The sequence below is a fragment of the Chryseobacterium sp. MMO-72 genome (assembly GCF_037146035.1).
GTDB classification, from domain to species: Bacteria; Bacteroidota; Bacteroidia; order Flavobacteriales; family Weeksellaceae; genus Chryseobacterium; species Chryseobacterium indicum.
Genome location: NZ_JBBCWG010000011.1, coordinates 21,988 through 35,610, shown reverse-complemented (window position 1 = coordinate 35,610; position 13,623 = coordinate 21,988). Strand labels below are relative to the sequence as shown.

Below are 13,623 nucleotides of genomic sequence, written 5' to 3'. Positions count from 1 at the left end.
AGAAAAATGTTTTCCGGAATTGATCTAACTATTTCACCTTTTAATTCCTCAGGAGCAGACTTCAAAATAATTATAAAAAATGACAGCGAAAGACTGCAGCTACTCTCGGGATTGCTAAATTTTCGATCCAAGCAAATAAATGATTTAGATAACAAATTACATAACAATCATAATATTAACAACATGGAAAATAATGTATTTCAATCCAAAAAAGCCGATTTAGAAGTAAAAATCGAACTGCCCAATCAAGAGAAACCGTTTTTTGAAAAAATGTCCACTCCTAATAATTTGGTTAATATGCTGCAAAAAGCGGGGCAGAAATTAAATCCAAATGAGACACTACGCGTTAATTTGAACGGTACTTCATTAGTGCTCACCAAAGAACAAACCGAGAAGCCAGAAATTCTTCAAAACCTGGAAACAGAATACAATAAAGTTAACAGGCTAAAAAACGGGCATCCTGAAGAAAATAGAAATCTACAAGATTTAAAAGATCAGATCAAGTATTTAGGTTTTGGCGAAGAACAAAAAGTTCATACGGAACTGGCTGATAATTTAGCTTCAGATAAAAAAGAATTTATCATCAATATTTCTTCAGATAAAGCATCTTTCAAAAACAATGAAATCAATTTTGAGCTGAAATTTCAAAAATCTGAAAAAAATGAAAACTTCTACTTAAACTCTTTCCTTGCAAATCTTAAGAACAATGAGAAGGATGTCAACTTAAACCATACATTTTCCGCTAATGGAAACTTTACGGCTAAAGAAGCGATCAATCTTTTAGAAGGCAGATCTGTTAAAACGGAGATTTATAATAAACATTTGGATGCAAAAGAGGATGCTTTTGTAAAGCTACAATTGAATGAAGAAAAGAATGAAAAAGGAAATTTCAAGCTTCAGGTTTTTAATAAAAACTACGGAATTGACATTGAAAAGATCATTGATAAAGCAAAACTTCATTTTGATAACGATAAGCACAGAGAAATTACCACCAAATCACTTGAAAAAGGCAATATTGTTTCGGTAAAATTTTCAGATCTGAAAAATAATATAGTCGAAGGAAAAGCAATTCTCAACCCCCAATACAAGATGCTGAATCTGTATGATAATAAGATGAAAAGATTCAACTCTAATGAGCAGGCCTTTCAAAAGGATAATTCGGAAACTAATGAGGTAAAGAATCAGCAGAGCCATTCCCGAAAAATTTAATATCTATGAGAGTTTTTGCTTTATTATTCTTTTGTTTATTTCTAGTTTCTTGTAATAAGGGAAAAAAAATTCAAAGTAAAAGAGGTGGAATTGATATAGTCACGAATATTTATTACAGTGCTTCAAAAGGTCTTGAAGAGCACCAACAGATCATTTTGTCCAAAATGAACTACCAGGATAAGGACTTAATAGAATTAGTCCCCAATATTCAAATTCCAGAAATAATTGACAGTGTATATTATATCCGTGATTCATTATATTTCAGCATTGGAAATACTTTACAGTCAAAATCTTTGATTTTTAAAGATCAAAAATTTGAAAATGGTAGAAATGTCAAAAATAAAAGGTACGGAGCAATGTGGATTGACTTACCTATATCCAACTATCAGCAACGGAAAAATCTAAATGACACTGTACTTTATGGAAAAAAACACTTTAAAAGATTCCAAATTATAAGTAGAGAGACCTACAGTATTTTCTATCTAAATAAAACCGATACTATTCTACCCTATTCTCTTAATCCGCTTGCTGACAAGGACTATGGAGGACGGCTTGAAAGAATTGACAGCTATGATAAAAAAAGAGATTTATTCACAACAATCGTATTGCTGCCTAGGAAACGATGGGATAAAGAAGCTGCGGATATTTTTGAATATAATCATCAAACAAATATTGATTCCAAATAAAAAATCCCAAGCCAAATTGGCTTGGGATTTTTTATTTGATTGAAGTACGTTTTTTTGAAAGTTTAATCAACACTTGATCTGAATCTTTAATTTCAATTAATTGCTCTTCTATAAATAAAAACACATTTTTATCCAAAATAAAAATATCAAAAACAGTGTATCGCTGTTTTGAAAAAAATTTCCCCGTCAAAATAATGCAATTATTATACTTGACTGGAGGAGAAAGCTTAAGAGTAACTTTTGATTTGTTTGTCTTAGCGTAGAAGACAATAAATTTTCTTTTTTCGCTGTACTCAAGAACAAAATAATGTTTGTTATTTAGAACTTTTAGTGAAGTTAAGTAAAATAGGTTTTGAGCATCAATTTCGATCTCTTTTTTTTGATCATGACTATAAATTACGTTATTAAATATTTAAAAAATCAAATAATTTAGTGATAAATATTGCTTCGACAATACAAAGAAAAAGTTTTAAACAAAAAAATCCCCAAGAAGATGGGGATAAAAACTAATAACCATGAAAACTCAAATTAAACTTGAGAATCGCGGCAAAGGTATAAAATATCAGATGATACTTTGTCTCAGGACAATACAATGGCTCTATCCAATCAATTCTAATTATCAATGGAAGCTCCCACTAAATATTTAAAAGCTCACTAATTATATTGATTACCTTCTAAATTTTCTATATCATCTTCCCAGTGAGGTCTATTAAAGCCACTTACTGAATCAGCCAAAAGCAAATCATTTTTTAGAACAGGATAATGGCTTTGTTTATAAAAACAGGTAGTTTCAGCCCAATCAAAATTATTACTGGAAGCAAGCAGCTGAATACTATTACAATGTATCGCTCGGATATCTTTTTCTTTATAATCAAATCCCTGTATTATTTCCTCCGACTTCAAAAATCTTTTTCTTTCTACATATGGTCCGTCCAAATTTTCATAGCCGATATGAATAATTCCTGGACCATCAAGTGGTATTTGATCTACTGCTTTTACAAGAAGTCGTTTTACGTCCTTTGCTTTCATATTTATAGAATGTTCGGAGACACTTGTCCATTTAAGAATACTTATACTTCCTACTTTGTCAATGTAAAGATTTAGAATATCAAAATTTTTATCCTTACCCAATTTATATAGTTCATCGTGGTTAAATACGGTCACATAATTACCCCCACTTTCATATTTTCCAATGCAAACCTCAATTAATTCCGGTGAATTGTTTCTAATATCTCTTTCTTTTAATTCTCTATTTATAGAAGCCAAGTTCAACGGTCTAAATGAAATTTCAATTTCAGAAGTTTGAATTTGTGCTCTTTTATCTCCACTATGAATTTTAAGATATTCATTAAAACAATCAACTAAAATATTTTCGCCTGTCTCTGAAACTGGAACCTTAAAAATAATATCAATGGAATACGACAATTTATATTCTTGCAAAATGGCAGTCAATCGTAAAGATCTGTTTTGCCATTCTGACCTTTCGCTTTCAGAATAATCCGGAACTTTCTGCATTCTTTTACATTCAACCCAATATTGTTGTCCATCTTTTCTAATCTGCAAGTCCGGAGATTTATAATAAGTGCTTTCAGGTATAAAGGATACTTTCCATCCATTTTTACAATATAAATTTGCAACTGCCAGTTCAAAAAAAATGGTATCAGGGTGATTCTTTTTTTCGTTCAATAATTCCTCAATCTTTTTCTCTATCCCATCAATCTCAAGAAGTGTTGAAAGATTCTTCCCTATCATCGAAAAAAACGGAAATATACGAGCGGATTGTAGAGCGTCACCAGATAAAGGTCTTTCAAAGATACTTTCTACCAGATACATATACCATGCAATCCAGTCATCATAAAAAGCAATTGGCATGACGAGTTTGCCATCTTTACTTTCCGCTTTTTTAAATCCATACTGAATAGCTTCAACCTCACGAAAATATGATACAACTTTGTCTCGTCTTTTCAACCATCTTTCATCTCCCATTCTCGACACAAAAAAATTCAATGCTTTTTTTGCATCTATCGCCCAAGGTTCTTTTATGTAAATATTCACCATTTTAAGTAATTACTATTTTATATCTAATATACTTTAAATTTGAAAATGATTGAGATCATTCTGAATGAGCATTTAAAATATGATTAATTGAGTATTTTAAGTTAAAATTTCAACGAGTTCCGAGTTAGTAATAATCCTTTTGAAAAAAGGCAAGATACTCTTTTGTAGGCTCATTTTATATAAATGGACGTCCAAAAGGACATCTTGCACCACAAAAAAAACAAATTATTTTTACAATATCATCTTCAAAAGCCATTTTTTAAAAGTTGAAATCAACATTTGCAATAATGTGTAAACCTACAATTGAACAATTATATAAATATATATTGACAGTATTATTGAATTATATAAACATATAATTCAACAATTCAATAAATACATACTACCGTATTTATACAATTATATATTTAAATTGATGTAGAAATATAGAATGTTATAATTCAACAGAAAAAAATTCCAAAGGAGTTTTGCTGACAAAAGAAACAAGAAATTCAAAAAAAGCGGAAATAGAATAGCTTGAAGAATCAGATTTTTCATTGATGTAATAAGTGTGCATCAATTCATAATAAAGATCAGAATATTTTAGTGGAAGTAGAAAATTGATACTTTCCAATATTCTTTCTTCTTTTGTATTTTCAATCTTAGTTCCTCTCTTTTTATAAAAAACAAGATACTGCTCATTAGGAGCGGTAACCTTATGATATTTTTGCTGAAAACTCTTTTGAACATTCAGTAATGTGACACATAAATAATGTCTATAGGAAAATAGGGATAACAGGTCGTTATCCTTGTAATAAGTAAAACTGCAAATCTTAAAATTGTCCACTAAAGACTTATCGGTTTTTACCAATAAGTTTTTGGTTGCTTTTTTTGCGCACATAGAATGCTTATTTATTAGCCAACTTGCCGATTCAACGACAACAAATTATTACAAATGTAAAACTAAAACCGAAAAATATAAATCATATTTTTACGGCTTTACAAATTATTTAAAGCACAATAGACAATTTTATTTTGTCTTTTTTAAGTTTCTGAACCATTTCAACAGCTTTCTGTCGTTGGAAAACATAATATGCCAACTCTTTTGAAGGGCTGAAAAGGGGTAATTTTCCATTATAAATTCTTATAAACTTGGAATAATACAATCCTTCGTCAGAGGTAAAAATATATATTTTCCTGTGAGAAGCATAATTAATCCAGTCCGCTAATTTATCTTTCAAAATAGCCGGGTCATTTTTAAGTTTAATGGTAAATGATTCATTTCCTTCAAAAGAATCATCTTTAAAAATAAGATTAAAATTACTGACATAGCAGCTTAAAACAATATTGTTTTCAGTTACCATTAAGGGATTATTGATATCTCCCAGTAAATCAATGGTAACATCATTTGCTTTAAAGAACTGTTTTATTAGAAAATTCCTTCTTGCAATGTCCGTAAATAAATTGTGATTTGTACTCTCTTCCATTTCATTGTTATCAGAATTAAACAAATATACTATTTTTTACCTATTAAACCAATTTAAAATATTTTACCTATTATTTCAAAAATATTTTTATATTTACATATTCTTATTAATCAGAATTAATAATGAAAAGAATAATAAAATTTGTGGTGTACGGAGCAATAGCGTTTTACATATTTCTGTTTGCGTTTATAGGTAATACCACTGACAATAATAATGCAAGAAAAATATCTCTAACTTTAGTTATTATCGTCGTTGGCTGGAATGTCTTGAAGAATCCTTTAAAAAGATTCTTTAGGAAAATATTTAATAATAATTCTTGACGATAATAGAAAAGGCTGCCCTATGGCAGCCTTATTATTTTATCAAAGTTGTTCAAGAAATTTCTTTGCTTTTTTAGATGATGCAAATGCTTTCTTGATATTTTCCTCACGCTTAGATGTATTTTTGACAGACCAGCTTTTAAGATATCTTACGGAATTGATAAACTCCTTAGTAATTCCAAATTGGAGGCAGATTAGCATACTACCCATTTCTGCAATAAGTTCTTCAAAAGAGTAACTTGTTAAATCTGAATGACCTTTTAATTCTCTTTTTAATCTGCTTTCGTGACCAGTCCAGTGAATGATCTCGTGAAATAATGTAGAATAATATTTATCTTCAGATATAAAATATTTCTTTTCTGGAATTGAAATTATATCTGTTAAAGGCGTATAATAAGCTGTACTAGAAAGAGTTTGCCTAACTGTTAGATTACCGTTAGTAATAATTGAATTGATAAATTCTTCACTATTACATTGTTCCTGAAAATCCAGTACTAGATTTTCCTCTTCAATGACAGTATCAATATTTAGATCGGCTATATTTTCAATCAGTTCAGCATTAAAAACGGTATAATTCTTTAAACAGCTGATCTTATTAATATTTTCTCTTTCATTCACCGACATTTCTAATACTTGTTCTCTGCTATAGATTTTACCCGTCTCTCTATGTTTGTAGATGAAGCTAAAAAATTCAATGATTGTACCTTTTGCTCCTTTTTTTAGTCTGCCACCGGCTTTCGAAATAGAGTTGAATGTCGCATAATCGGCGGTTTGGAAATTATTGATTAAAGCATCAATATAAAGAGCTACTGTGTTAAAGCCTTGATATTGCTTTTTTGTAAAAAGATTTTTCGGCATTTGAAATTGCACATCAGCATAATGTTCCCAGTCCTGCGGATTAACTTTATCAAGGTTTTCGAGTATTTTTAAAATGAATCTATCTTCATTTTTTTCTTGTGAAGAATCTTTTGAATTACTTTTTTTTGTGAATGTTTTCATAATACTTTATTTAATATTCTGACTTTTCTATTGTTTTATGTGCATTCCAAAAGAAATCTGTCATTCAATAAAACCGGAATGAAAGAATGTAATGAAGGCTTTGAAATCTTTTTGTTCGAAGAATTCAGGAGTGTCTGAAATTATAGCTATGCTGTAATTATAGAGACCCAAAAAGATTTTTTGATTGGAGGATGGATTTCTAATTTCGCATAAGAAAACCGAGAAAGTCAGAATATAAAGGATTAGAAAACAATTAAAATTATTCAATCCTTATTGATAATAATCTTTGAAGATGCTGTGATTTTTTCAAATCGACATATTTGATAAATTCAGGTGTCTTTTTGAACTTCTGAAGTGCTCTGATAAACTTGAAATCTGATTCAATTACACTTGAGACTTTTATACAGGCAGTTCCAATATCTCCAAAGCAGTTGCCTATTCCAAATAAGAGAGAATAGTAAGTTTCTGTAGTAAGCGGTCGGTCATAATGGGCTAGTATCTTTTTACCTTCTTCATCTTCATTTAAAAATCTAAGTTCTTCATTGAACATTGCCTGTGTAAAGAAAACACCATAGTCAACGCCATTGAAATTTTCATAGTTCAAATCAAAGTTTTCTTTCAGAAAGTTATTTACTTCCTCAGCTAATTGAGCTTCTTTTAAATATATAATTGAATAAGTTCCCATAAAATTTATAAGTATTCTTAAGTTTGGAATTTGATAAAACGATTACCTATACATCGTGAGGTTTTCATATTATTTAGTGTTCGCTTGGAAGTAATAGTACATTACCCTCTTTCCAGATGGTAAATTCTTCAAAAAAGAAGTCAGAGAATGGAATAATGGCTGACATTAACTGATTTTCATTTCCGTCAGATGCAGAAAGACTAAACTGCTCATCCTTGATTCTTTTAATCGTCCATACTTGAAAATCTTCACTTTGAAATTTTTGAGAAGTCTGATAAGATGCTATACAGTCCAGAAACCAGTAGCACTCTTCTTCATATGCCACATTTTTGACTCCGTCAGTCAATAATATTCCAAAGATGTAGGAATAGTACTGCTCAGTTCCTGTAAACTGATTGTAAAAATCATTAGCTGAGATTTTGGGATTTTTCATAATTGCCAATTTTTTGGGTTAATATTTAAATTGTTGAGAGCAGTTGATATTTTAACAGCATTGTTTTATAATCTACTTTCTCCCTGTTTTTCATTGCTTCTGACGAAAGAAATTCAGATTCAATACAAAACCGCAATGAAGTATGTAATGGAGGCTATGAAATATTTTTGTCCTTCGGATTTAGGAGTATCTGAAAAAAATGGCGCAGCATTTTATTTAGAAACCCAAAAAGATTTTTTTGTACAGAAACTGTATTTATAGTTTTGCAAACCGAAAACACGGAACATTTAGATTATAGCAGGTTTAAGAGAACTATTATCTATACAACAACAGCTGGATATTTACTATATTTGGTAGCATATGTGGATAAAAGAAAAACCTCAGCAATTATTGGATTCAGGAAGTACAACAGCCAATTTTTTATACAAAAAAGGAAAGGTTTATGTGATGGATAATCATCTATGTGCAGCGTGGTGCTGGTTACAGGAAACAGATATCACTAAATCATACGACTTCTATCATATTGACAGACATAATGACCTATTATACCCTATTCCATCTATCAAGGAAGATTTATTAAATGATAATGTTGATCTTGAAAAAATTACATTTGAAGAATATGTTGAACTTAATGAAAATCATCCGGAGGAACTCAATATAAAAGCTCCGTTGTTCCGCTGGGATAATTATATATTAAATCTAAATGAAGTATATCCGAATTTCTTTGGAACTACACATTTTATAACCAAAGAGCCATATCCGGAAAATGAATTTATAGATTGGGAGTATAAGATAGAAGACTTTCTTAACAGCTTACATCATTGGCTGAAAGATTCCAAAAATGGCGGTATAGTAAATTTGGATATAGATTTCTTTTATTCTAACAGTAAAGGCTATTATCAGATTTATTCTGATGAATTGATCAGAAAAGTCGGGAATGTATTAGTTGAAAATATGGATAAGATAGATGTCATTACAATTGCATTAAGCCCTGAATGCTGTGGAGGTTGGGAAAATGCCTTTAAAACAATGAAAATTCTTGACGAAGTACTCGATTTAGGTATGGAAATGTAATAACTCTTAGTTGCAACAACTCTATATTTTTTTGATAACAAAATCAAGATTAAAAGTAGTTTAGAATGACAATTGACAACTAAAACGATTAATTTGTATATTTGGTGAAAACAATAACTTTAATAACTTAATGACAGAACTTCATCTTGATCTTACTTTAGATAAGCTACAAGGCCCACCAAAAGAGCATATAAAAGTTCACAATTATTGGGCTGCTGTTGGACTTGATCGCTATCATAAAGACTCTAAGGCTGAATTTGAATTTACCATTGACGGAAAATCCAGCAAAAACATTGTTACTTGGGATTCCAATTTTTCAAAAGTAACAATGAAGGAGGATAAAGATATTGCTAATCACGGTGGTGTTGCATTGGCTTGGTTTGTAATGTCAGTAATAATGGATTACAAATATGTAGAACAAACTGAAATTGGCGATGGCGTTGACTATAGATTTTCTAAAACTGAACCTGATGATGATGATTTGAATTTTCTTGACGAAGAATATCATTATGTAGAAATATCCGGTATTTTGGAGGAAAACAAATCAAATACCTTAATAAATCGCATAAAAAAGAAACACGAGCAAATTAATAGAGGTTCAAAAAGAGACCAATCATCATCTGTCGTTGTCACACTTTTTGCCAAACCTACAACCATAAAAGAAATTCATAAATGAAACCAAAGTTACAACATAGAGACGCTATGGATTACTCATTTAAGGCTAAGCAGGCTTTAGATGAAGGTGACTTTGATGCTTCATTAGAACTATACAAAACGGCAGCTAAATTAGAAAGTGAGGTTGCAGATTTCTATTTCGACAAACCAGACCTTGAACCCACAAGGAGTATACTGGTAAGAAGTGCTGCGTTTTTAAATTTAAAAGCTGGACAGATAGAGGAGGCACAAAAGTTTATTTTTTTTGGGTTAACTAACAGTAAAGATGAAGAGGTTAAGGAACAATTGTATGACGCCTTAGAGATTTTAGTTTCTTTAAAAAATATTAATCCTTTTGGGCAGACAAAAGAATATACCTATTTAAGTATTCTTAGACAAAATAGCACACATTATACTATTGAGCCTACCAAGCTTGAATTTGGTCATTCTGTTACTTTAGAAATGATTAAAGACTTTACAGATAATTATTTGAAATCATTAAAGGCATATGCACTTACTAAAGTTAGGCGTTTGGTCAAATTTAGAGATGACAGTATAAGTGAACTTCAAAAAGAAATTGATAGAATTATTAATCCGGTCATCACAAACTCAAGTTATGGAAGTTTTCGATTTTCAATTGCTAATGATTGGATGAAAAGAAATGACGAAGAAAAGGAAATTGTTAATTTAAAATCAAATATTGTTAAAAATTTCCATAATGAAATTTTCATTAATCCTCTTGGTGAACAAGAAATTACCGAAATCAAAGAAGAATTTTCAGAGGAGGAAATAAATGAAATATTCAGGCCATTAGCCAAAATCAAATCAAATAATTCCGGTTACAGCATTGGAGTTTATGACACAGATTCATTTTCAAAAAAGTATATTCCAAAAATTGTTAACAAGCAAAAAAAGGAATTACTTACTACAAAAACATTGTCACAAGAGGATATAGGTGAGCTTGTTACTACAATTGCTCATAAACGTGTTTCTGAAAAAGGTAAAGTTTCAAAGAAAACAATTAGATCGGAAGAATTCAAAAAATATGAAACGACTTTCAAACTAAAGGAGATTGTACCAAAAGACAAACCGTCAGTTTTATTATCTGAGGAAATTCTGATAGATATGTTATTTGATTCAAATATCGGTTTTACATTTTCATTTGACGATTTCAAAATATCATACACTGATATCGAATATCAGAAAGCACTTGACGGATTTAATAATAGTTTTTATTCCAAAATAATTTCATTGATTAAAAAGACTGATTTGAACACTGAAGAAAATGATGACCTAAAAATCATAAGTAGATATATCGGAAATCTTGATGCCTTGAATTAAATAATATCTTAAACTACTTTTTTAAAAAAATCAGTAGTTTAAGTTATTATTTGTTATTGTTTCTCCATAAGAATTCAAATTTCAAAGAATTACTTCTTAATGTGTCAACCGTCTGTTTAAGCTCTTCGCAGTAATCACTTAGTCCAAGATTCATTTCAATTTCAGTTTGAATTTTCCAAAGTGATCGACCTAAGTAATTAATTTCGTTCCTTAATTCAACCATTCTATCTTCGGACATTTTAGAGTTCAAAACAAAATTTGACTCAGAACATACGTAGTCATCACCTGCAAGCACATATTCATTATCATCAGTTTGAATAAATCCTAGTTCGAGTGCCACTTTTTTCGACGCATCAGCAAAAGATTTTCCAATTTGATTTTCTGTGATAGTAATTGTTTGCTCATCTCTATTAATAAATAAGTGAAACAAAACTACATCCTTCATTGAGTTGGTCAAATGTCCATTTTTTCTATGTTCTGGTACAACATACCAATGTAAATCACTATACATATCCAAGACTACAGCTACATAAGTTTTAGTTTCATTTTTAATGAAGTAAAATTTTTTGAATCCGTCTGAAGATGTAATATTATCAGTTATTTTCGGTTTATTTATCCAGACCTTAGCGAAATCTACATTCGGGCTTAAAGGTCTAAGATAAATAACACTTTTTGTTCTCTTACCTTTATTATTTAAATCATCTATTAATTTTTGTAAAGCCTTGTTTGTCATAAGTATTTGGTAACATCGCTATGTAATTAAAAAGTCCCTGCAGCTAGTAAATCAGGAACAGATTAAATCTACAAACATTTTTTTTCTCTTATATTTTAATGCATTTTTATTGTAGAATGATTTTACCCAAGCAAGGTAGTCCGTCTTCAAATGCAATGGATTATCGTTCCCTGAAACTTTTCCCGACATTTCTAAAGCTTTAGATCGCGCATAATAATGATTAAAAATTCTTACAAATTCAGTAAAATAAAGATCACTTAAATCCTTATCACCTCTAATTACCAAAGTATTCTCATCATTATTCAAAATTGAATTATCACTATAATTTGCAGAACCGGAAATGACAATAGGATCTTCACCTAGAGGATCAATAAGTATAATTTTATTATGAATGAAATTTGTCCCTACTCCACTTGGCTTTGCATTCAATAGTAAACCTGAATGTTTTTCTGCGAGCCAATCATATAGACCATCTTTTAAATAAGTTCCATAAATTATTACATTATCATAATCGTTTGAAACTAATGTAGTATGTATAGATCTATTATTATCTAAGATGATGTATTTGAGATTTTCTGTATCTTTAGTTATTATTTCTTTCATATGCTTACTAAAAGAAAATGGAAACATTCCACAAATAAGACTTTTTGAATTATCCATATATTCAGCATACGTTTTAAGAATAGTTTTTTGTTCGCGGGGACTGAAAAATACGGTTATACCCTTGTTAAGATTATCATACAATATATCTTCTTGAATTTCCAAAGTTTGCTTACCTAACACTTCGTTAATTGGATCTTGTGCTAAATATTCCCAATATTGATGAAATTTTTGAGCGACCTCTTCATCTCTGATAATGTGAGCAGCGTTACATTGACCAAAAATTCCTTTTGCTGTTATATTGGTAGACCCCGATAATATCTCAATAGGTTTACCATCTTTCAGCAGTATCATAAATTTATTATGAGCAATATAGCTTTTATTTGCTTCTTCTTTTCTTGGAATTAAAATTTGTCTTGGAATGCCTGCTTCATTTATGGCAAGATTATTTGCTTTCTCCTCTCCTCTGGAATCATAAATTATCTTAACATCAACGCTTCTATCTTCATATGCATCTTTCAATGCTTCTAAAATGGGCAAATATTCAAACTCGTAAAAAGCAGCTCTAATACTATATGTTTCATCTTCAGCTTTTTTGATAAAGTTCAACAAAGCATCATCCAAGCCCTTACCAAGCCACTTTAATGCTCTCAAAGAATTCTCTTCAGATACTCCCTCTGACCAAGGTCTGATATTCCCAAACTCTCTAGCATATGCTAGGCTCCCCGCTACCCCACGGTTAAAATACACTGAGTGTTTTGAAGTACTTTCGTCGGGAATATTAACCTTGATTTTACAGCCAGGTCTATGCTCTAAAAATTTAGGCTTTCCATATACAGGAATTATATTGTAGATATAATCGTAGGTTGATTTTACAGTAAAATCCTCCCACATAAATGATTGGATAGGATGCTCAAAGCTGCTGAATAATTCATTTTTTACTGCGCTCCCAACAGTTTCTTCAAAATATTTAAATCCTTTTAAAAAGTACTTTTCATTTTCTATCAAATCTTCTCTTTCGATAGAAAATCCCAGTAGTCCCTCAGTTTGTTGTTGGGGCATATCAATCGAAAGTATCACTGCTGAAGTTCCTGCAACGCAGGTCACTTCAAGTCCGTTCTCTTTAGCACGTGTTCTCATTGCATTATTGTTTTCAAGGTTAATTACCATAAAGATAATAACAAACTATATTACAATGAGTTAAAAATAAATTAATTTTACAATCATATGATAAAATTTAAAAAGTCCGCAACCTTTTTTTAAAATATTAGGAATGGAATTAGATAGGTATATTTTAAAATGTGGTTGCTCCATATAGGCAAAAATGCGTTTTCGACCATAGGAGAAATTGCATTTTTGCCACCC

Annotated in this window: 13 protein-coding genes; 5 read left to right on the top strand and 8 right to left on the bottom strand. The window is 30.3% G+C overall.

What is annotated here, in order from left to right:
• Nucleotides 1–183 precede the first annotated feature (183 nt).
• On the top strand, nt 184–1,209 hold the full coding sequence (locus tag WFH39_RS14720; protein ID WP_185205013.1) for a hypothetical protein: 1,026 nt from the start codon (nt 184–186) through the stop codon (nt 1,207–1,209).
• 5 nt (nt 1,210–1,214) lie between these two features.
• On the top strand, nt 1,215–1,895 hold the full coding sequence (locus WFH39_RS14715) for a hypothetical protein (protein ID WP_002977304.1): 681 nt from the start codon (nt 1,215–1,217) through the stop codon (nt 1,893–1,895).
• Between the two features lie 654 nt (nt 1,896–2,549).
• Here the strand turns inward: WFH39_RS14715 and WFH39_RS14710 are convergent.
• From WFH39_RS14710 to WFH39_RS14685, 6 genes are all read right to left on the bottom strand, one after another.
• A complete protein-coding gene (locus WFH39_RS14710; RefSeq protein ID WP_002977303.1) occupies nt 2,550–3,953 on the bottom strand; it encodes a hypothetical protein in 1,404 nt (467 codons plus the stop codon).
• A 433-nt stretch (nt 3,954–4,386) separates the two neighbouring features.
• The gene (locus tag WFH39_RS14705; RefSeq protein ID WP_002977302.1) at nt 4,387–4,833 is read right to left on the bottom strand and encodes a hypothetical protein; all 447 of its coding nucleotides are present in this window, start codon (nt 4,831–4,833) and stop codon (nt 4,387–4,389) included.
• 109 nt (nt 4,834–4,942) lie between these two features.
• The gene (locus WFH39_RS14700; protein WP_002977301.1) at nt 4,943–5,419 is read right to left on the bottom strand and encodes a hypothetical protein; all 477 of its coding nucleotides are present in this window, start codon (nt 5,417–5,419) and stop codon (nt 4,943–4,945) included.
• Between the two features lie 362 nt (nt 5,420–5,781).
• On the bottom strand, nt 5,782–6,738 hold the full coding sequence (locus WFH39_RS14695; protein ID WP_002977297.1) for a zincin-like metallopeptidase domain-containing protein: 957 nt from the start codon (nt 6,736–6,738) through the stop codon (nt 5,782–5,784).
• Between the two features lie 259 nt (nt 6,739–6,997).
• Nucleotides 6,998–7,423, bottom strand: coding sequence for a hypothetical protein (locus WFH39_RS14690; protein WP_002977295.1), 426 nt, complete (start codon nt 7,421–7,423; stop codon nt 6,998–7,000).
• Between the two features lie 73 nt (nt 7,424–7,496).
• Entirely contained in the window at nt 7,497–7,856 is a 360-nt protein-coding gene (locus tag WFH39_RS14685) for a DUF6876 family protein (RefSeq protein WP_002977293.1), read from the bottom strand.
• Between the two features lie 360 nt (nt 7,857–8,216).
• On the opposite strand from WFH39_RS14685, the gene WFH39_RS14680 reads away from it, so the two are divergent.
• The 3 genes from WFH39_RS14680 to WFH39_RS14670 all read left to right on the top strand — a co-directional run bounded on the left by WFH39_RS14680 (nt 8,217) and on the right by WFH39_RS14670 (nt 10,925).
• A complete protein-coding gene (locus tag WFH39_RS14680; RefSeq protein ID WP_002977288.1) occupies nt 8,217–8,930 on the top strand; it encodes a hypothetical protein in 714 nt (237 codons plus the stop codon).
• Nucleotides 8,931–9,060: 130 nt separating this feature from the next.
• Nucleotides 9,061–9,606, top strand: a complete 546-nt coding sequence (locus WFH39_RS14675) for a hypothetical protein (protein WP_002977286.1) — start codon at nt 9,061–9,063, stop codon at nt 9,604–9,606.
• Entirely contained in the window at nt 9,603–10,925 is a 1,323-nt protein-coding gene (locus WFH39_RS14670; RefSeq protein ID WP_336690451.1) for a hypothetical protein, read from the top strand. The genes WFH39_RS14675 and WFH39_RS14670 overlap by 4 nt, the downstream gene beginning before the upstream one ends.
• 46 nt (nt 10,926–10,971) lie before the next feature.
• Here WFH39_RS14670 and WFH39_RS14665 read toward each other — a convergent pair whose 3' ends face one another.
• Together WFH39_RS14665 and WFH39_RS14660 are read right to left on the bottom strand one after the other, a co-directional pair.
• The gene (locus WFH39_RS14665) at nt 10,972–11,658 is read right to left on the bottom strand and encodes a hypothetical protein (protein ID WP_002977283.1); all 687 of its coding nucleotides are present in this window, start codon (nt 11,656–11,658) and stop codon (nt 10,972–10,974) included.
• A gap of 51 nt (nt 11,659–11,709) precedes the next feature.
• Complete coding sequence (locus tag WFH39_RS14660; RefSeq protein ID WP_164720334.1) at nt 11,710–13,398, bottom strand: phospholipase D-like domain-containing protein; 1,689 nt, start codon at nt 13,396–13,398, stop codon at nt 11,710–11,712.
• Nucleotides 13,399–13,623: the final 225 nt, after the last annotated feature.